The sequence below is a fragment of the Brevundimonas subvibrioides ATCC 15264 genome (genome assembly GCF_000144605.1).
GTDB lineage: Bacteria > Pseudomonadota > Alphaproteobacteria > Caulobacterales > Caulobacteraceae > Brevundimonas > Brevundimonas subvibrioides.
On the sequence record NC_014375.1, the window covers coordinates 2,283,929 to 2,301,646 of the forward strand.

At 68.1% G+C, this 17,718-nt stretch carries 17 protein-coding genes; 11 read left to right on the forward strand and 6 right to left on the reverse strand.

Annotation, left to right across the window (positions count from 1 at the left end; all coding sequences use genetic code 11):
• Positions 1-58: 58 nt before the first annotated feature.
• Positions 59-556: a sterol desaturase family protein gene (locus tag BRESU_RS11300; protein ID WP_013269687.1), complete on the forward strand. Its 498-nt coding sequence runs from the start codon at positions 59-61 to the stop codon at positions 554-556.
• A complete protein-coding gene (locus BRESU_RS11305) occupies positions 553-1,302 on the forward strand; it encodes a fatty acid desaturase (protein WP_013269688.1) in 750 nt (249 codons plus the stop codon). Before BRESU_RS11300 ends, BRESU_RS11305 begins: the two co-directional genes overlap by 4 nt.
• Here BRESU_RS11305 and BRESU_RS11310 read toward each other — a convergent pair.
• The 4 genes from BRESU_RS11310 to BRESU_RS11325 all read right to left on the reverse strand — a co-directional run bounded on the left by BRESU_RS11310 (position 1,274) and on the right by BRESU_RS11325 (position 6,795).
• Complete coding sequence (locus BRESU_RS11310; RefSeq protein ID WP_013269689.1) at positions 1,274-2,215, reverse strand: phytoene/squalene synthase family protein; 942 nt, start codon at positions 2,213-2,215, stop codon at positions 1,274-1,276. The two genes, BRESU_RS11305 and BRESU_RS11310, sit on opposite strands and share 29 nt — an antisense overlap.
• A complete protein-coding gene (locus BRESU_RS11315) occupies positions 2,212-3,714 on the reverse strand; it encodes a phytoene desaturase (RefSeq protein ID WP_013269690.1) in 1,503 nt (500 codons plus the stop codon). The genes BRESU_RS11310 and BRESU_RS11315 overlap by 4 nt, the downstream gene beginning before the upstream one ends.
• Positions 3,711-4,877 (reverse strand): lycopene beta-cyclase CrtY, encoded by a 1,167-nt coding sequence (gene crtY, locus BRESU_RS11320; protein WP_013269691.1) that lies wholly within the window; start codon positions 4,875-4,877, stop codon positions 3,711-3,713. Before crtY ends, BRESU_RS11315 begins: the two co-directional genes overlap by 4 nt.
• A 70-nt stretch (positions 4,878-4,947) precedes the next feature.
• Positions 4,948-6,795, reverse strand: coding sequence for a hypothetical protein (locus BRESU_RS11325; protein ID WP_013269692.1), 1,848 nt, complete (start codon positions 6,793-6,795; stop codon positions 4,948-4,950).
• 102 nt (positions 6,796-6,897) lie between these two features.
• On the opposite strand from BRESU_RS11325, the gene BRESU_RS11330 reads away from it, so the two are divergent.
• The 5 genes from BRESU_RS11330 to BRESU_RS11350 all read left to right on the forward strand — a co-directional run bounded on the left by BRESU_RS11330 (position 6,898) and on the right by BRESU_RS11350 (position 10,876).
• Positions 6,898-7,821 (forward strand): bifunctional methylenetetrahydrofolate dehydrogenase/methenyltetrahydrofolate cyclohydrolase, encoded by a 924-nt coding sequence (locus BRESU_RS11330; protein ID WP_013269693.1) that lies wholly within the window; start codon positions 6,898-6,900, stop codon positions 7,819-7,821.
• A 70-nt stretch (positions 7,822-7,891) separates the two neighbouring features.
• A complete protein-coding gene (locus BRESU_RS11335) occupies positions 7,892-8,569 on the forward strand; it encodes a LemA family protein (RefSeq protein WP_013269694.1) in 678 nt (225 codons plus the stop codon).
• A complete protein-coding gene (locus tag BRESU_RS11340; RefSeq protein WP_013269695.1) occupies positions 8,566-9,402 on the forward strand; it encodes a TPM domain-containing protein in 837 nt (278 codons plus the stop codon). Before BRESU_RS11335 ends, BRESU_RS11340 begins: the two co-directional genes overlap by 4 nt.
• Positions 9,402-10,088: a TPM domain-containing protein gene (locus tag BRESU_RS11345; protein WP_245528561.1), complete on the forward strand. Its 687-nt coding sequence runs from the start codon at positions 9,402-9,404 to the stop codon at positions 10,086-10,088. The genes BRESU_RS11340 and BRESU_RS11345 overlap by 1 nt, the downstream gene beginning before the upstream one ends.
• A 50-nt stretch (positions 10,089-10,138) precedes the next feature.
• The gene (locus BRESU_RS11350; protein WP_013269697.1) at positions 10,139-10,876 is read left to right on the forward strand and encodes an endonuclease/exonuclease/phosphatase family protein; all 738 of its coding nucleotides are present in this window, start codon (positions 10,139-10,141) and stop codon (positions 10,874-10,876) included.
• Here BRESU_RS11350 and BRESU_RS11355 read toward each other — a convergent pair.
• Positions 10,864-12,333 carry a phospholipase D-like domain-containing protein gene (locus BRESU_RS11355; protein ID WP_013269698.1) on the reverse strand — a complete coding sequence of 490 codons (1,470 nt, stop codon included), beginning with the start codon at positions 12,331-12,333 and terminating at the stop codon, positions 10,864-10,866. The two genes, BRESU_RS11350 and BRESU_RS11355, sit on opposite strands and share 13 nt — an antisense overlap.
• Before the next feature lie 177 nt (positions 12,334-12,510).
• Between BRESU_RS11355 and BRESU_RS11360 the strand changes: the two genes are divergently transcribed.
• From BRESU_RS11360 to BRESU_RS11370, 3 genes are all read left to right on the forward strand, one after another.
• Positions 12,511-12,693: a hypothetical protein gene (locus tag BRESU_RS11360; RefSeq protein ID WP_013269699.1), complete on the forward strand. Its 183-nt coding sequence runs from the start codon at positions 12,511-12,513 to the stop codon at positions 12,691-12,693.
• A gap of 152 nt (positions 12,694-12,845) precedes the next feature.
• Positions 12,846-15,413, forward strand: coding sequence for a coiled-coil domain-containing protein (locus BRESU_RS11365; RefSeq protein WP_013269700.1), 2,568 nt, complete (start codon positions 12,846-12,848; stop codon positions 15,411-15,413).
• Positions 15,414-15,524: 111 nt separating this feature from the next.
• On the forward strand, positions 15,525-16,124 hold the full coding sequence (locus BRESU_RS11370) for a C15 family peptidase (RefSeq protein WP_013269701.1): 600 nt from the start codon (positions 15,525-15,527) through the stop codon (positions 16,122-16,124).
• Here the strand turns inward: BRESU_RS11370 and BRESU_RS11375 are convergent.
• Positions 16,117-17,259 (reverse strand): MFS transporter, encoded by a 1,143-nt coding sequence (locus BRESU_RS11375; RefSeq protein WP_245528562.1) that lies wholly within the window; start codon positions 17,257-17,259, stop codon positions 16,117-16,119. The genes BRESU_RS11370 and BRESU_RS11375 overlap by 8 nt on opposite strands.
• A gap of 67 nt (positions 17,260-17,326) precedes the next feature.
• Between BRESU_RS11375 and BRESU_RS11380 the strand changes: the two genes are divergently transcribed.
• Entirely contained in the window at positions 17,327-17,698 is a 372-nt protein-coding gene (locus BRESU_RS11380) for a DUF423 domain-containing protein (protein ID WP_041761567.1), read from the forward strand.
• The last annotated feature ends 20 nt before the right edge of the window (positions 17,699-17,718 follow it).

Here is a 17,718-nt window from a genome sequence, read left to right on the forward strand (position 1 = left end):
GCAACAGAGGTGATCTGTCACGCTGGCAGCATCGGGGTCCAGAGCGTAGAGTCGCGCCATGCTCGTCCTCTGGTTCACCGCCCTGACCGTGGCCGTCTTCTTTCTGATGGAAGGGGTCGCCTGGCTGACCCATCGTTATGTGATGCACGGCCCGATCGGCTGGGCCTGGCACCGCGACCATCACGAGCCGCATGACAAGATGTTCGAGGTCAATGACCTGTACGGCGTTGTCGGGGCCTTGGGCGGGATCAGCCTGTTCGTCCTCGCCTGGCTGACCGGGCTATGGTGGATCAGGGCGATCGCGCTTGGCGTCACACTTTACGGCGTCGTCTATGCCTTCGTGCACGACGGACTGGTGCACCAGCGCTGGCCGTTTCACTGGATGCCCCGAAACGGATACGCCCGCCGCCTCGTCCAGGCCCACAAGCTGCACCACGCTGTTCAGACACGCGACGGTGCCGTCTCCTTCGGCTTCGTCCTGGCCCCCAATCCTCACCGGCTCAATGCGATCCTCAAGGCCCGGCGGGCCGAACGCCTGGGCGACATCGCGCCGTGAGCCCCGGACGCCAGACCGCCATCGGCCTGACCCTCGCCCTGCTGATCGTTGGCGGGTGGCTGACGCTCCACATCTGGGGCGTCTTCTTCCAGAGCCTCGCCTGGCCCGCGGTGGCCCTGGCTCCGCTTCTGATCCTGGCCCAGAGCTGGCTGGGCGCGGGCATGTTCATCGTCGCCCATGATTCGATGCACGGCTCACTGGCGCCGGGCCGCCCCCGCCTCAATGCCGCGATCGGCCAATTGTGCGTGGGGGCCTACGCCGCGTTTTCGTACCGGACGCTGAACGTCTGTCACCACCAGCACCACCGCGCGCCCGGAAGCGCCGCCGACCCGGACTTCCACGCCGACCGGCCCGAAGCCTTCGGTCCCTGGTTCATGGCTTTCTTCACCCGGTATTTCGGCCTGCGCGAACTGCTGATCGTCAGCGCCGTGGTCGGGATCTACCTGTTCGTCCTGAAGGCCAGCCCGCTGAACATGATGCTGTTCTGGGGTCTGCCGGCGATCGTCAGCGCGCTGCAGCTGTTCGTGTTCGGCACCTGGTTGCCGCACCGGCATGAGGCCCACGGTGCAGACTTCATCGACCGGCACAATGCCCGGACCCTGCAGATGCCGTGGATCCTGTCACTGCTGACCTGTTTCCACTTCGGCCTGCACCACGAACATCACAGCTCGCCGGCCACCCCTTGGTGGAGGTTGCCGACGCTTCACCGCGAAGGACTCAGACCCGCGTCCACAGAACAGGTCTAGGCGGCGCCGATTTTCCGCGGTCCAGGGTCTGGGTCCAGACGGCGATCAGGGCACCGCGCGCAAAGAGCCACAACTTCATCGGCCGGCTCACGGACACCCGACTGCGCCAGACGCCCGGTCCGCCCCGCCGGACCTTGCGGCCGATCTCGCGATAGACGCCCCGCGCCGCTGCGATGGCCATGGAGGACCGGAACGGCAGGCCGCGCAGGCCGTCGCGTGCGCTGTCGTAATAGGGCTCGGCCACCGCCAGCAGCCGCCGGGTCACGGCATGCACGGTCTGCCGGTTGGCGGGGTCCGCCACGGCCTCGGCGGTGGGCTCAAGGCCTGCCTCGAACAGCCAGTCGGCCGGCAGATAGACGCGGCCGCCCTGCGCGTCCTCGATCACGTCGCGAGAGATGTTCGTCAGCTGGAACGCCAGCCCCAGGTCCTGCGCGCGGCGCAGCACCTCGGGGTCGGTGACCCCCATGACCCGAGCCATCATCACGCCCACGACCCCGGCGACATGCCAGCAATAGGCCATGACGTCGTCCAGGGTGACGTAGTCCCTGTGCTCCACGTCCATCGCGAACCCGTCGATCATGTCCATCGCCCACCGCTCCGGCAGCCGGTGGCGGATCGCCACGCGCTGGAAGGCGGCAAAGGTCGGGTCCGACATCGGCTCGCCCGTCATGGCCCGTCGGGTCATGTCGTACAGCCGCGCCAGCCGACGCTGCTGCTCCTCGACGCTCAGTTCCTCGTGACCAAAGCCGTGGTCCTGCCCGTCGATCTCGTCGTCGCAGGCGCGACACCAGGCATAGAGCAGCCAGGCATCCTCTCGCACCGCCGGGTCGAACAGCCGCGAGGCAGAGCGGAAGCTCTTGGATCCCTTGGTGATCGAGGCCTTGGAGGCGGCGAGGACGGCGTCTGCGGTCACCGGACGGTCTGCCCCTGTTCCAGCATCAGCCCGGCCGTCGCCTTGGCTGATCCGACCACGCCGGGGATGCCTGCGCCCGGGTGGGTGCCGGCCCCGACAATGTAGAGGTTGTCGATGACGTCGTCCCGGTTGTGGGGCCGGAACCATGCACTCTGTGTCAGGATCGGCTCCAGGGAGAAGGCCGAGCCCAGATGGGCGTCCAGGTCCGTCTTGAAGTCCTTTGGTGTCCAGATCCGCGTCGTCACCAGGTCGCGCCGCAGGTTCGGAATGTAGCGCTCCTCCAGATAGTCGATGATCTTCTCGCGGTATTCCGGCCCCTTCACATCCCAGTCGATGTCGGCGGCGCCCAGGTGGGGCACGGGCGACAGGACATAGTGGCTGCTCATCCCCTCGGGGGCCATCGACGGGTCGGTGGCGCACGGCGCGTGGAGGTACAGCGAGAAGTCGTCGGGCAGGGTCGGGCCGGAGAAGATCTCGGAGATCAGCTCGCGATAGCGGGCCCCGAAACAGATCGTGTGGTGGGCCAGCTGCGGCTGCGGCTGCGACGTGCCGAAATGCAGGACGAACAGCGACATCGAGAATCGCTTCGACTTCAGCGACTTTGCCTTGGACTTCCCGCGCGGCGTGCGGCCCAGCAGCTTCTCGTAGGTGGTCACAACGTCGGCGTTCGACGCGACCATCTCAGCGGGAATGACTTCGCCGCCGGCCAGGGTCACCCCGGTGGCGCGATCGCCCTCGGTTTCGATGCGTTCGACCCGGCTGTTCAGACGGAAGTCGCCGCCCAGATCCTCGAAGAACTTCACCAGCCCGTTGATCAGGGCGCTCGTCCCGCCGCGCGCAAACCAGACGCCGCCGCGGCGCTCCAGGGCGTGGATCAGGCCGTAGACCGAGCTGGTCTTGAACGGGTCACCGCCGACCAGCAGGGTGTGGAAGCTGAAGGCCTGACGCAGGTGCGGGTCCTTGATGTGCCGGGCCACCATGGTGTGGACGCTGTTCCAGGCCTCGAGCCGGATCAGTTCCGGCGCGGCCTGCAGCATCGATCCGAACGACTGGAACGGCACGGCCCCCAGCTTCAGATAGCCCTCCTGATAGAGCTCCTCCGAATAGGCGTGGAACTTGTTGTAGCCCTCGACATCGTCGGGATTGAAGGCCGCCATCTGGCGCTCCATCGCCTCCTGATCGTCGTTGTAGTCGAACGACGCCCCGTCCTCCCAGCACAGCCGGTAGAAGGGATCGACGGGCATCAGGTCGACGTAGTCGCTCAGGACCGATCCTGTGCCGTCGAACAGTTCCTTCAGGCAATCCGGGTCCGTGATGACAGTCGGGCCGGCATCGAAGGTGAAGCCCTGCTCCTTCCAGACGTAAGCCCGCCCGCCGGGCTTGTCCCGCATCTCCAGCAGGGTCGTCTGGATGCCGGCCCGTTGCAGCCGGATGGCGAGGGCGATGCCGCCGAAGCCGGCTCCGATCACCACCGCGCGTTTGGATGTCACGTCTCTCATGCTGGTCTTCCTACGCCGGATTCACGCAGCTGTCGCAGCGCGCGATGGATGGGCACGGGCGGTTTTCCGGTCAGGATGCGCGCCTTGTCCAGCGTCGTGCTCCGTCCTGCGTAGAAGCGCCGCACCAGCGGCTCTGACAGACCATAGAACCGACGCATGACGCTCCAGCGATCTTTCGGCTCGGCGGCCCTGAACAGCATCCTGTCCAGCAATCGATAAAAGGCGCGATCGGCCCAGACCTGCTTGGAGTGATCTTCCATCAGAGTCCGCAACCCCGCGGAAGACAGGTCCGTTGCGCCCGCGACCAGCCGCGCTGTCGCGACGGCGTCCAAAAGCGAATAGCCGGTCGTCGGGTGAAACAGGGCCGCGGCCAGGCCCGCCCGCGCCACCGAAGGCTCTTCGGCCCAGAAGGCGTCGATGTCGCCGTCCAGCGCGATGGGCAGGATCCCCTCCTCCTCATCGAGGACCGCCTCGACGGTCCACCCTCGCGACCGGGCGTAGGCATCGATCCGTCCCCTCAGCACCTCGCGATCCAGCCGCGCGCCGTCGACGTAGTAGGTGTCCTCGATCAGGACGGTCCGCTCGTCGAAGGGAAGCAGATAGACAAACCGGTAGGCGTCTCCCTGCGCCACCGTTGCGTCCATGATCGTCGGGCGGGTCAGGCCGTGAGGCTCCGTCAGCCGAACCGTCCGCCCGAGGAACAGCTGCCAGCCCAGATCCAGATGCGGCGTCGGGGCGGGCCCTCGCGCGTCGATCACCCCGCGCGCGCGGATGACCGACTGATCGGCCAGGGTCACGGCGTCGGGCGAAACGACCACGGCCTCGCCCGCGATCAGCCGGTCACCCAGCAGGGGTGCCACGGCCGCGTGCAGCCGCTCGGAGGTCATGCTGTTGTAGGGAGTCGTCATCGACCGGCTCAGGCCGGGGAAATAGATTTCGTACCCGCCCGACCAGCGGTGCGGCGTCGCCGGGGCCAGCCAGGCGCGGTCCTCGGTCGAGATGTCGCCGTCAAAGAAGGACCAGGTGTGCTTCCCGCCCAGTCGCCCGTCGCGCTCGATGACGGCCACACGCAGATCCGGACGGTCAATGGCGAGCCGCCAGGCGATCAGGCTGGACGCCAGCCCGCCGCCGACGAGGATCAGGTCATAGTCGGGACGGCCCATTCCTCATGCATAGAGCGAAACGGGCCCCGGCGCGACAGCACCGGGGCCCGCTTCTTCGTCGCGGCTCTGGCTATTCGCGCGGCGCGATCGTCAGGGCGTAGGCACCCTCCTGGCCCTGGGCATAGCTGCGGGCACGGATGACATAGTCGCCGTCTTCCTCGACCGACCATTCGATCTTCGCGTGCGTGTCCGACAGGCTGTCGTCATCGGAGACCACGGAGGTAAAGACCCCGCTTTCGTCTTCCTTGCCGATATCGAGGAAGGCGTCGAAGGCATTCGACACCATCGTCAGACGCAGCTTTTCGCCAGCCTTCAGAGTGACCTTGTAGGCGTCGTAGTAGCTGCCGTCGTCGGTCACGGCGTCATCCTCGGTCAGCGTGCCGCGCGCCGTCGCCCCAACAAGAATGCTGCCCGGCAGGGGCTGCGGACCCCGGTCGATCAGCTCCAGCGAATACAGACCCGTGGAGTCGCTCGACAAAGGCAAGGCCCGGATGATGTAGTCGCCGTCGGCCGGCAGGATGTAGTTCAGGCGCGAATCCGTCCCCTCGCCGAGCCCGTCGTCGTCGCTGGCCTGTTCGTAGAAATCACCGTCCGGGCTGCCGATCTGGAGATAGGTGTCGAAGTCTCCCGAACGCATTATGGCCTGCACACGGTTACCGCCCACGCCGGTGAACCGGTACGCATCATAGGCCCTGTTCTCGTCGTCGATCGGGTCGCCCTCAACGATCTCGCCCTGGACCGTGGCACCCATTTCCAGCAGCGCAGGCTCGGGCAAAGGCGGTGCCTCCTCGAGCGTCAGGGTAAAGGCCCCCTCACCGTCGTCACCGAAGGCGCGGGCCTCCAGCGAATAGTCACCGTCCTCATAGAAGGTGTAGGTCAGGCGCGAGTTGGTGCCCTCCCCCGCGCCGTCGTCGTCCGTGTCGACGGAGTAACGGCTACCCGAGTCCTGGGCCTGTTCGGCAAACAGTTCGAGATAGGTGTCGAAGTCGTCCGAACTCATCGTGGCGATGATCCGCTGACCGGTCGTGGCGCGGAAGGTGTAGGTCTCGGCCGTCACGCCGAAATCATTTTTGTGGCTGCCAAGGGTGCCCTCGACGGTCTCTCCGAACGCGAGCGGAGTGCGCGGGGCCGCAGGTCCCGCTTCATCGACCTTGAGGCTGTAGGCTCCGTTGGTCGTGCCATCCAGGGGCGCGGCCCGGACGATGAAGTCGCCCGAGGTGGGGGCCGTGAACATCAGATAGGAGTTCAGGCCGCCGGACCCCGAATCGTCGTTCGACGCGATCTCCTCAAAGGCCCCGCGCGCCGAACCGACCCGAACGACCGCGTCGAAATCATCGCTGTTCAGGCTGATGGCGTAGCGTTGACCTTCGCGAGCCCGGAAGCTGTAGGCATCGTAAAGCCCGTCGTCATCGTTCACGGGGTCGGTGTCCGCGATACGACCGTCGACATCCTCACCCAGACGCAGGGCCGTCGGGCGCGGCGCGCGGGGCGGCGCGGCGCGTTCGCTGATCTGCAGGGCGTAGTCTCCGCCTTCCAGACCCCCGAGCGTACGGGCCCGGATCAGGTACGTACCGTTGGTGGGGGCCACGAAGCGCATGCGCGCGTTGGTGCCTTCGCCAAGACCATCGTCGTCCATGGCGAACGCTTCCGTGGCATCGGCCTCGAACGCTTCCAGATAGGCGTCAAAGGCTTCGGCGCGCATCGTCGCCTCGACCCGCTGACCTTCGCGCAGACGGATGGAATAGGTGTCGTAGACGAACTGCCCCACCTCCTCGTTGTCGACCTTCGTGTCGTCGGCGGTCAGGGAGCCCGACACGGACTGACCCAGACGCAGCGGGGTAGCGTCCTGGGCCAGGGCGTGGCCGGCGGCAAACAGCGCGATGGCACTGACGGTGATGGCGAACGAAGAGCGACGCATTTTATTTCCCCCGGGATAAGCCCGTACGGATCATAGACGCCGAACCGCGACGTCTGTAAATCGCCGCGCACCGGTCGATTCCTGACACACGAGGAGCCAGTCATGGCGGACGATGCCACGCGCGCCATGATCATCGACGGCAAGGCGTTCGCAGCCAGCCTCGTCGACCGGATCACGACTGCGACAGCCGCCCTGATCGCCGATCACGGCATTACCCCGGGCCTTGCCGTGGTCATCGTCGGCGAGGATCCCGCCAGCCAGATCTACGTCCGCAACAAGGGCGAGACCACGGCCCGCGCTGGCATGCGTTCCGAGACCCATCGCCTGACGGACACCACTTCCCAGGACGAGCTCCTGGCCCTGGTCCAGACCCTGAACGACGACCCGGGAATTCACGGGATCCTGGTGCAGTTGCCCCTGCCCTCGCAGATCGACTCGTCTGCGGTATTGGGCGCGATCGACCCCGACAAGGACGTAGACGGATTCCACGTCGTCAATGCCGGGCGCCTCGCGGTCGGCCTCCCCGGCCTCGTTCCCTGCACCCCGCTCGGCTCGACCCTGTTGCTCAAGGATCGGCTCGGCGACCTTTCCGGCCTCCACGCCGTGATCGTGGGCCGCTCGAACATCGTGGGCAAGCCGATGGCCCAGCTGCTGCTGGCGGAGAACTGCACCGTGACCGTCGCCCACTCGCGCAGCCGCGACCTGCCGGCCCTGTGCCGCACCGCCGACATCCTCGTCGCTGCGGTCGGTCGCCCGGAGACGATCCGGGGTGACTGGATCAAGCCGGGTGCCACAGTGATCGACGTGGGCATCAATCGCGTGCCCGCCCTCGACCCGGCCAGGGCGGCCGAAGGCAAGACCCGCGTGGTCGGCGACGTCGCCTTCGCCGAGGCTCTCGACGTAGCGGGGGCGATCACGCCCGTGCCGGGTGGCGTGGGCCCCATGACCATCGCCTCTCTGCTGGCCAACACCTATGTCGCCGCCTGCCGTGCGCACGGTATCGTACGGTCAGCTCTGGACGCTTGAAGCGACCCGCGGTTGCGCGGATAGTACAGGTTCGGAGACAGGCGGCCCGAGCCGCCGAACGGAGGGATCCATGGTTCGCATAAATTCTCGCTTCGGCGTTGCGACGGCGCTCGTCCTGGCGGTCCCGGCCCTCTCGGCCTGCGGCTACAACACCATCCCGACCAAGCAGGAACGCGCCCAGGCGGCCTGGGCCGATGTCCAGAGCCAGTATCAGCGGCGGGCCGACCTGATCCCGAACCTGGTCGCCACCGTTCAGGGAGCCGCCATCCAGGAACGCACCACCCTGACCCAGGTGATCGAGGCCCGCGCCCGCGCCACCTCCGTCCAGATCACGCCTGAAACCCTGAGCGACCCCGCCGCCTTCCAGCAGTTCCAGGCGGCCCAGGGCCAGTTGACCAGTGCGCTGTCACGACTGCTCGTGACCGTTGAAGCCTATCCGCAGCTGCAGGCCAACCAGGGGTTCCTGCAACTGCAGTCCCAGCTCGAGGGTACCGAGAACCGCATCACGATCGCCCGGCGCGACTACAATGAAGCCGTGCGCGACTATAACACCTCGCTGCGGACCTTCCCGACGGTGATCTGGGCCAAGACCGCCTTTTCGGGCGAGGAGCCCATGCAGCTTTTCACAGCGACCGCCGAGGCGCAGTCCGCGCCGCAGGTCCAGTTCAATCTGAACGGGACGCCCGCCAGCCAGCCCGGCGGCACGTCGGCCGCCGTTCCTCCGGGCTCGCCCCCGCCAACGCAGTGAGGTCCGGTTCGATCGCCCGCCAGTCGCGGCTTGTCGTCGCCTGCGCCAGCGGCCTCCTGCTGGCCATGACGTTTGCCCTGTCGCTGGGGACACGCGCGCTTGCCGCCGACCCGACTTTCCCCGCCTTGTCAGGCCGGATCGTCGATCAGGCCCGGCTGTTGTCGGCCGAACGAGAAGCCGAGATCACGGCCAAGCTCGAGCAACTGGAAACCGATACGGGTGACCAGTTCGTCGTCGTCACCCTCAACAGCCTCGAAGACTATCAGATCGAGGACTACGGCTATCGACTGGGTCGCACCTGGGGCATCGGCAATGCCGAAAGCGACAGCGGCGTCCTGCTGATCGTCGCCCCCAACGAGCGCAAGGTACGCCTCGAGGTCGGCTACGGGCTGGAGCCGGTTCTGACCGACGCCCTGTCCAACCAGATCATCCAGAACGACATCCTGCCCCCGTTCCGTCAAAGCGGCTTCGAAGAAGGGATCTCGGCAGGGGTGGACGCCGTCATCGAACAGTTGCGCCTGGATCCGGCCGAGGCCCAGGCCCGGGCTGCCGCGGCCGTCCCGACCGAGGCCGACGAGCCGGTGTTTCCCGTCCTGATCATTGCGCTGATCTTCCTGTTCCTGTTCCTGAACCTGATGCGGGGCGTGGGACGAAGCGGGCGACGTCGACGCAGTTCCGACGGTCTCGGTCAGGTCGTCCTGTGGGGTGTGGCCAATGCCCTGAGCAGCGCCGCCACCAGCCGCTCCAGCGGCGGCTCCGGCTTCAGCGGGGGCGGAGGGTTTTCGGGCGGGGGCGGCAGCTTCGGCGGCGGAGGAGCCTCAGGCGGATGGTGATGCGCATCAAACCCGAGGAACACGCCTCGATCGCCGCCGCTATCGCCGCAGCGGAAGCGAAAACATCCGGTGAAATCTTCTGCGTGCTGGCGCGGCGGGTGTCTTCGTACCGTGACATCAGCATGGTCTGGGCAGCCGCAGCGGCCATGATCCTGCCTCTGGGGTTCATCCCGCTGGGGTTCGACGCCCACTGGTTTCCGGGGTTCGGCGACACCTGGGAGGCCGGACAGCTGGCGGCGCGCGACGTCATCATCGGACGGACGATCGGGGTGTATGCCGTTGTCCAGGCGGCGGTGTTCGTCTTCGCCTATATGATTCTGCGCATTCCTCCTGTGACCCGACTGTTCACGCCGCGCTCGATCCGGCGCGACCGGACGCGTCAGGCCGCCATGCATCAGTTCCTCGCCCACGGTCTGCACGTGACCCAGGATCGGACCGGCGTGCTGATCTTCGCCGCGCTCTCGGACCGCCAGGTCGAGGTCATCGCCGACGAGGGTATCTACAGCCGGGTCGATCCGGACATCTGGGCCGAGGCCGTGACGGCCCTGACCTCCGGGTTGAAGGCGAGTCGTCCTGCCGAAGGATTCGAGCGGGCCATAGAACTGGCCGGCCGTGTGCTGGCGGAGCACTTTCCTCCGCGTCCACGCAACCCCGACGAAGTGCCCAACCGCATCGTCGAAATCTGAGGCCAGCGACCGCATGGCCTTTGCGCGCGTAATCGACTAGCGGGTCGGTCATGCGTCTTTTGACCTACAACGTGCACCGCTGCGTCGGCGTCGATCGGCGTCTGGACGTCGAGCGGATCGTCGGTGTCATAGCCGAGCACGACCCCGATATCGTCTGCCTGCAGGAACTCGACGTCGGTCGCGCCCGAACGGGCGGCGTGGATCAGGCGCGCGTCATTGCCGATCGGCTGGCCATGTCCGTCCGGTTCCACGCGGCGATGACTGTGGAACAGGAGGAATACGGGGACGCCATCCTGACCCGTTGCCCCGAACGGCTGATCCGCGTCGGAGCGCTTCCCACCGTGAAGGGCATCCCGGGGCTGGAACCCCGTGGGGCGATCTGGATCCGTGTGGAAAAGCCCGGATGCCCGCCGCTGAATGTCCTGACCACCCATCTGGGCCTCGTTCCCCGCGAGCAGCGGCTTCAGGCCGCCGCGCTGGCCGGCAAGGACTGGATGGGCCACGCCGAGTGCCAGGGACCGACGATTCTGGCCGGCGACTTCAACGCCACATCGATCACCCGCCCCTATCAGACGCTGACCCGCCATCTCGCCGACTGTCAGCGCCAGATCGGCCAGAAGCCGACGATCAAGACCTTCCCGTCCGGCTTCCCCGCCATCCGGATCGACCACGTGTTCGTCAGTCCGCACATCCGGGTGACCGGCGTGCGCGCTGCCTTCTCCCCCCTCGCCCGCATGGCGTCCGACCATCTGCCACTGATCGTGGATTTCGAGTTTCAGCCGGTCTGACCCAGAAGCCGCTGCGTTCGGTTGCGTCGTTTCCACGGTCGCCAGGCGTCGGCCGACGAGACCGGATCGCCGAGCTGGAACTCGGCGATGGTGCGCTCGACCATCGACGGCTGGGTGGCCCCCAGCGGGGTCAGCCGCCCGTTGTCGAAGCCCTGGATGGCATGACCCGTTGAGCCCATGACCGCTTCCACGGCCGCGAAGGCCTCAGCGGAAACGCCGATGAAATGACCGATGGTCCGGTGACGGTAATCCCGGATCCGGACATGACCGGCCACGTCATCCGGCGCGATCGCCACGTCGCACTCCGTGTCGAAACCCAAGGACCGGTTGTTGATGTTGGTCGAACCGATCCGCAGCAACCGGTCGTCGACGATCGTCACCTTGGCGTGGACGATGATCCGCTGGCCCGACGGCGTATTCGGGCTGAAGGCGAAGAACCGGTTGTGCACGTCGGCGGTTTCCAGCCGGAACAGGACCTCAGCGCGCGCCGTATCCATCGTGATGCTGTCGAACCAGCTGGGGCTGCGTCCCGTGGACACCAGCACCACTTCGGGGCCGTCGGGCTCGGCCAGCCGCTCGGACAGCGCTCGCGCGATCACCGGCGAGGTGAAATACTGGTTCTCCATATAGATGAGCCGGCGCGCCCCCCGGATGGCCGCAAGGTGAAGCCGCTCGTTTTCACGCACCCCGATCCTGCCGCCGTACGCCGGTTCGGTCCGGGCGATACCGACCGGGACGTCCGCGAAATCGACGGCGACACCGTCCGGCCAGGGATCGCTGTCCACCGGCTCTGGCACCGTGCGCTCCCACGTCGCCTTGAACCACCGCTCGCGGGCGAGATCGCCCAGCGCCATCGCGGCCTGCCCGCTCATGACGCACATGGTCTCGTGACGTGGCGGCGAGATCAGGCCGGAGGGCTGACAGCGCCGGGGGTCGTCGTCGCGGTGATCGGGCGAGTCCCACCGATCGACCGAGATATCCCCGCCGCCGCAGAAGGCCACGGCGTCGTCGATGATGATGGCCTTCTGGTGATGGCAGGCCCCGATCGGACCCGGGGTATCCAGCCGGAACTCCACCATCCGCTTGCGGAACCAGCGCTGGGCCTTGTGAGGATAGAAGCCCTGGGAAGCCGCGATCAGCAGCGGCGACCGCCAGATCAGCAGCCGGACATCGAGTTCGGGCCTCGTCTTGACCAGCATTCTGAGGCGGTGCCCGATCTCGGCCTGACGATCGCCGGCGCGGCTTTCCGGATCCAGCCGCGTCCGGGGATCGAACTGCCATCCCAGCACCACGATCGACCGCCGCGCCTTGTCCAGGGCCGACGACAGGGCGTCGAAATAGGCTTCGTTCTCCATGAGGATGGACAGGCGGTCGGCCCGCTCCACCCGCCAGCATGTGTCGCCGGGGACAAGCACGGCAGAGGCGTCAAGGGTCGTATCGTCGACCGCATGCTGCATTGGATCTTCGCCCCGTCCTTTCGATCCTTCCGGATCGTCGATTTCGTCCCATCGTGGGCTGTCTGGGTCAATGGCACAGCTATGCGTCGGTTCCACCCTCGCGGTGTGGTTTGATCGTCGGATTGTAGCGGTCGTCGAAATCAGGCATAAGGCGAGCGCACGAAGGGGAGCACGCGGGTGCAGGCGCTGATCGAACTGCTGGCCGGCTTCATCGCCCTGCTCGTCGCAGCGGCGCTGTCCCAGTTCGGCGTCGATATCGTACGCCCCGATAGCAAACGGCCCGAAGTGCATCGCGTCAGCGACTGCGCACAGCCCCGGGAGGCGCAGTTCGTGATCGCCCGGAGTGACGACAACTGCTGAGTCGGTCGGACCTTTTTCGAACCAGGCACACACGACCGCAGACTGAAACCCTTTCGTCCGGTCGGTTCAGCCTCTAGGGTCAGACGGCACGCCGCGCCTGAAGAAACGTGCGCGCTGCGACGCCATTGCACGCCTGCCGAGATCGTTCGCCCATGAAGTCCCGCCAACGGCCGCCGCTCGTCCTGACCGATCCCGAGGTGATGCCGGAGGTTACGGTCGCGCCGGATGACGACATCGAGATTCCCCAGCCCGTGCCGTCAACGCCTCCCCCTGCCCCGACCCCGGAACGGCCCATGTCCGAGCGTCGGCGCCGACGTCTCGCGGAACAGCAGCAGCGGGTTGAGGCCGCTACGCTCGACCCCATGCCGGCGACCGTCCAGCCCGAACCGGGCCGTCCCCCCGAGACGCCCCACGACACGCCCGTCGTCGAACCTTTTGCGGTCAGCGCCGATGCGCCGCCCGCGCCCTACCAGCCGCCAGAGCCGCCGGCGCAGCGCGCCATGCCGGCCCGGCGTCCCAGCCAATCGACCACCCCCTATGCCATAGCCGGCGCAGCGTCCGCGCTGTGGATCGGCGGCGTCGCTGCCTGGGCGGCCTATGAAATCGGGGCCGGCGACGTGCTGGCCGACCCGCTGCGCCTCGCCATCTACACCCTCATCGCCCTGGCCCCGGCCGGGCTGGCCTTGATGCTGGCCCATGCCGTGCGGCAGGGAAACGGCCTCGCCGATGAGACCCGCCGCGCGCGCCAGCTGGCCGAAGCCCTGGTCGCCCCGACGGCCCTTGCCGCACAGCAGACGGGCGACGTCCTGTCCGCCCTGCGCAACGACATCGATCAGGCCGCCCTGGCCGCCGAGCGCGCCCGCAACGATATGGCGCTGCTGCGCGAGGCCCTTTCGCTGGAGACACACCGGCTGAACGAGGCGGCAGAGACCGCCGGCCGGACGGCGCGCCGTCTCAGCGAGCAACTGGGCCGCGAGCGTGAGGAAATGGCCTCGCTCGGCGGTCGCCTCGACACCCAGGCCTCCGGTGTTCTGGACGCCGTCGAGCGCCAGTCGCGGCTGATCGTCGACGCCTCCGATCTCGCCCAGACCCAGCTGCGCGAGGCGGAGACCGCGCTTGCCGCCCGCGCCGCCGACCTGGCCGCCGCCGCGGGCGAGGCCCAGGACGCGGCACGTCTGGCCTCCGACGACCTGGCCCGCCAGACCCTGCGTCTGGAGAACGCCGGAACCGGCGTCGCCGAACAGATCCTGTCCGTCGAACAGGGGCTGGGGCAGCAACGCGCCGCCCTGGTCACCGCTGCCTATGCCCTGCGCACCGACCAGGAAGACTTCTCCGCCCAGGTCGAGAGCCAGCGCGCCCAGCTCAGTGAGCAGCTGTCCGCGGCCCGCGCCGCCACCGGGGCGCTCGGCGAGACCTCGACGCGCGCGTCCGAGGGGCTGCGCGATCTGGTGGAGGCCGCCACCGATCAGTTCCGCGCTCTGGTCGACCTGTCCCAGCGCGAGGCGGACGGGTTCGATGCGGCGACCAAACTGTCTCTCGACCGCTTCGAGGCCCTCGCAGCCGAGGCCCGCGACACCCTTGTGGAGGAAACGCGCCGCGCCCTCGCCGCGCTGAAGGCGACGGCCGAAGACAGCCGCATCGCGGCCGAGGAAGCGGCCGGCCAGGCCCAGATCCGCGTGGACCGCCTGGGCGAGGCCTTGTTCGACGCGGCACAGAAGGCCGACCATGCCGCCGATGCGCGCGTCGAGGGGGCCCGGCGCATCGTCGGCGAGACCGTCGGCCTCGTGGACGAGGCCGGCCAGCGCGCGATTCAGAAGCTGGAATCCACCCTGTCACGGATGACCCAGGCCCTGGGCGAGGTCGATGCCGCCATCGGCGATCTCGACGACCGTGCCTCCCGTCTGCCCGAGGAAGCCCGGGCCCGGGCCGAGGCCGTCAGGGTCACGGTCGAGGAAGGTCTGGCCGCCCTCGCCGCCGCCTCACGCAAGGCTGCCGAAGACACCGAGGCCCTGGACGCCGGGTTCCAGGAGCGCGTGCGTCGCAACTACGACATGCTGACCGAGGCCGTGCGCCTGATGGGCGTGGTGTCCGGCGATCCCCAGCCAATGCGGCGTCGCGAACCGCTTTCGCCACCGCCTCAATCTACGCCCGCCGAGGCGCGCCCGCCGAGGCCGGAGCCGACGGAAACGGACCGCGATCGCGGGTTCGGCCTGAGAGGCCGGCTTCGACTGGCCCCGGCGGCCAGCGAACCCGCGTCACGCCCCTCCCCGCCGCCGCAGGACCGTCTGGACTGGAGCGACCTGGTTGACGATGGTCCCGGCGAGGCTCCGCTGGATCTCGACACGCCGGCCATGCCCGCAGATGCCGACGCCCTGGCCGACCGGATCACGGCCGCGATCCGGCGGATGGGCGTCGACCCCAACGCCCTTCTGCCCCGATCGCGCGTCGAGGAGGCCGCTGCGGCGCTGGCCGAGCGCGATCCCGACCGGGCTCGCCAGATCGTCCGGCGCGTCGCCCCCGCCGCCGTTCGCAGCGTCTCCCGAAGGGTCATGAGCGATCCGGACCTGCGTGCCGATGCCGAACGCTATGTCCGCGGCTTCGCAACCCGTCTGAGCGATCAGGCCCGAAGCGGCGACGGAGCGGGCGTCCAGGCGGCGCTGGCCACCGACTCCGGCCGCGCCTTCATGCTGCTGGATGCCGCCATCGGCGACCTCGCCTGAAGCGATAATCGACAGCGGGCCGCGACCTGCCATCTGATTTGGGCTTGACGATCCAGCCCGCTTGCCGACACCGTCCCGGCGCTGTCACGACATTGTCACCCAGCGGAACTCATGCTCGACACCCTCGCCGAGACCAACCCGGACCGTCGACCCGCGATCCTTGTCTGTGTCTACGAACCCGATGACCCTGCCTGGGTCGCACTGGGCGACGTCACCTCGACAGGTTGGAATCCGGCCGGAGCGCGCGCGCTGCCGATCGGTACCGGCGATCCCGAGGCGCTGGCGGAACACCTCTCGGCAAGGCTCGCTCAGGTGGATTGCTGCGCTGTTCTGCTGGTCGGTCGGACGCGGCGGAGCAACGGTTTCCGCCTTCAGATGCGCGCCGAGAACCGCGTCCTCGCGGGCGGGGCGAAACTGTCGTCCACCGGCCCGGCGATGGCGCGCGCGACGGCCCCGGTTGCCGAGATCGTACGGGACCTGACCGACGCCGGTCTGGCCGCAGACGCCACCTCCGAAGGCGAGGACGATGCCGGCAGCTATCTGCTGTACCGCATCCTGACCGCCTTGCCGGACGCGGCGGACGCGCCGGCGGTGGGGCTGCTGCGGGTACCGACCACGATCGATCCGGAAAGCCTGCGGACCGCGCTGCGGACGGCGACGTCCGCCATGGCGCGCCACCTGTCCCCTCTCCCCCGCACGCGGCTCAGCTGACCGCGAGCACGCGCTTCAGTCGCCACGCCGCAAGAAGCCCGACCATCGCCAGCCCGGTCATGGCCAGATAGCCCAGGGTGCCGAACCGGTCGTAAAGCGGCCCGGCCGCCAGCGTCGCCAGTCCGATCAGGATCCCTGCAGCCATGACCGAGTTCAGCGTCTGGGCGCCCGTATGCTGGCCGGGCGGAGCCAGGCGTTCGATGATCTCGACCCCGGCCAGATAGGTCGCGGCGAATGTCAGGGCGTGGAGCGCCTGCAAGGGCCACAGCGCCCAGAGCGGAGGCGCGACCGCCAGCATCGTCCAGCGCACGACAGCTGCGCATCCGCCCAGCACCAGGACAAGCCAGGGACCGATCCCGCGGGCGCGACGCCACGGCTCGATCACCCACATGAATGCAATCTCGACCACCACCGAGACAGCCCACAGCAGACCCGTCATCGCCTCGCTGATCCCCTGCGCCTTCCACGCGATGGCAGAGAAACCGTAGTAGAAGGCATGGGTCGCCTGGATCGCGCCGATGGCCAGGATCGCGGTCATGAAGCCGGGATCGAGCGCGAGGCGAGCCAGTCCGGCATAACGATCCCGCTTGCGGCCCGGCCCGTCGTCGGACACCGGCTCGGGCGGCAGAAAGGCGGACGCCGTCACGGCGATCAGGGCCCCCGCAACCACGATCCAGACGATGACCCAGTCGATCGAGGCGCGGGCCAGAACCGCGCCCATCAGCACATTGGCCGCCACGAACGCGGCCGACCCGCATCCTCTCGGCCAGGCGAACGCGAAACCGTGCCGACGCGCGCTTGCCAGATTCAGGACGTCGGTCAACGGGATCGTGGCCGCCATGGCACTGGCGCCCACCCACCACAGCGCGCCCTGGATCCAGACGCCCTGCGTCAGCCCCGCCCCGGCATAGGCCAGGGCCGCGACGGCCCCGAGGATCGCGATAGGGGTCCGGCGCCGGGTGAACCCGTCCGCCCAGACAGCCAGCACCGGTCCGGTCACGACACGGGCCAGCATGGGGGCCGCCAGCAGGGTTCCGATCTCGACTCCCGAGAAGCCCTGGGCCGCGAACCAGAGACCCGCGAACGGCAGGCTCACGCCATTGGCACCGAAGAGCAACACATACTGCAGAGCCATGCGGCGGGCGGGAATCATACGCCATGCGATAGCAGACGCGGGCCGATCCGTGGGCTACGGTCCAGCTATGACATGGAATCGTCACCTCGCGGCCTTCGCTGCATTGAACGGCGCGATGGCGGTGGCGGTGGGGGCTTTCGCGGCCCACGGCGCGGGTCCGCAGATCAAGACGCTGCTGCAGACCGGAGCCTCCTACCAGCTGGCCCACGCTGTTCTGGGTGTGGTTTGCGCCGGCCTTGCCCCCCGTATCCGTCTGACGGGTCTGGCCGGGTGGCTGTCGGTCTGCGGCGGTCTGATTTTCTGTCTGGCGCTGGCCTTCATCGGCTTGTTAAGCCTCCCGCCCTTCGGAGCCGTGGCTCCGATCGGCGGCGTGCTGATGATCGGGGGCTGGCTTGTCCTCGCCTTCGCCGCGCTCCGTCCGTCTCCTGTCACCGCCTGACCCGTCAGCAAGAAGTACCG

Excerpts from the sequence above, each read along its gene's own strand:
- BRESU_RS11300 (WP_013269687.1), top strand. The coding sequence starts at position 59 with ATGCTCGTCCTCTGGTTCACCGCCCTGACCGTGGCCGTCTTCTTTCTG.
- BRESU_RS11315 (WP_013269690.1), bottom strand. The coding sequence starts at position 3,714 with ATGAGAGACGTGACATCCAAACGCGCGGTGGTGATCGGAGCCGGCTTC.
- crtY (WP_013269691.1), bottom strand. The coding sequence starts at position 4,877 with ATGGGCCGTCCCGACTATGACCTGATCCTCGTCGGCGGCGGGCTGGCG.
- BRESU_RS11325 (WP_013269692.1), bottom strand. The coding sequence starts at position 6,795 with ATGCGTCGCTCTTCGTTCGCCATCACCGTCAGTGCCATCGCGCTGTTT.
- BRESU_RS11330 (WP_013269693.1), top strand. The coding sequence starts at position 6,898 with ATGGCGGACGATGCCACGCGCGCCATGATCATCGACGGCAAGGCGTTC.
- BRESU_RS11335 (WP_013269694.1), top strand. The coding sequence starts at position 7,892 with ATGGTTCGCATAAATTCTCGCTTCGGCGTTGCGACGGCGCTCGTCCTG.
- BRESU_RS11345 (WP_245528561.1), top strand. The coding sequence starts at position 9,402 with ATGCGCATCAAACCCGAGGAACACGCCTCGATCGCCGCCGCTATCGCC.
- BRESU_RS11350 (WP_013269697.1), top strand. The coding sequence starts at position 10,139 with ATGCGTCTTTTGACCTACAACGTGCACCGCTGCGTCGGCGTCGATCGG.
- BRESU_RS11355 (WP_013269698.1), bottom strand. The coding sequence starts at position 12,333 with ATGCAGCATGCGGTCGACGATACGACCCTTGACGCCTCTGCCGTGCTT.
- BRESU_RS11365 (WP_013269700.1), top strand. The coding sequence starts at position 12,846 with ATGAAGTCCCGCCAACGGCCGCCGCTCGTCCTGACCGATCCCGAGGTG.
- BRESU_RS11370 (WP_013269701.1), top strand. The coding sequence starts at position 15,525 with ATGCTCGACACCCTCGCCGAGACCAACCCGGACCGTCGACCCGCGATC.
- BRESU_RS11375 (WP_245528562.1), bottom strand. The coding sequence starts at position 17,259 with ATGGCTCTGCAGTATGTGTTGCTCTTCGGTGCCAATGGCGTGAGCCTG.
- BRESU_RS11380 (WP_041761567.1), top strand. The coding sequence starts at position 17,327 with ATGACATGGAATCGTCACCTCGCGGCCTTCGCTGCATTGAACGGCGCG.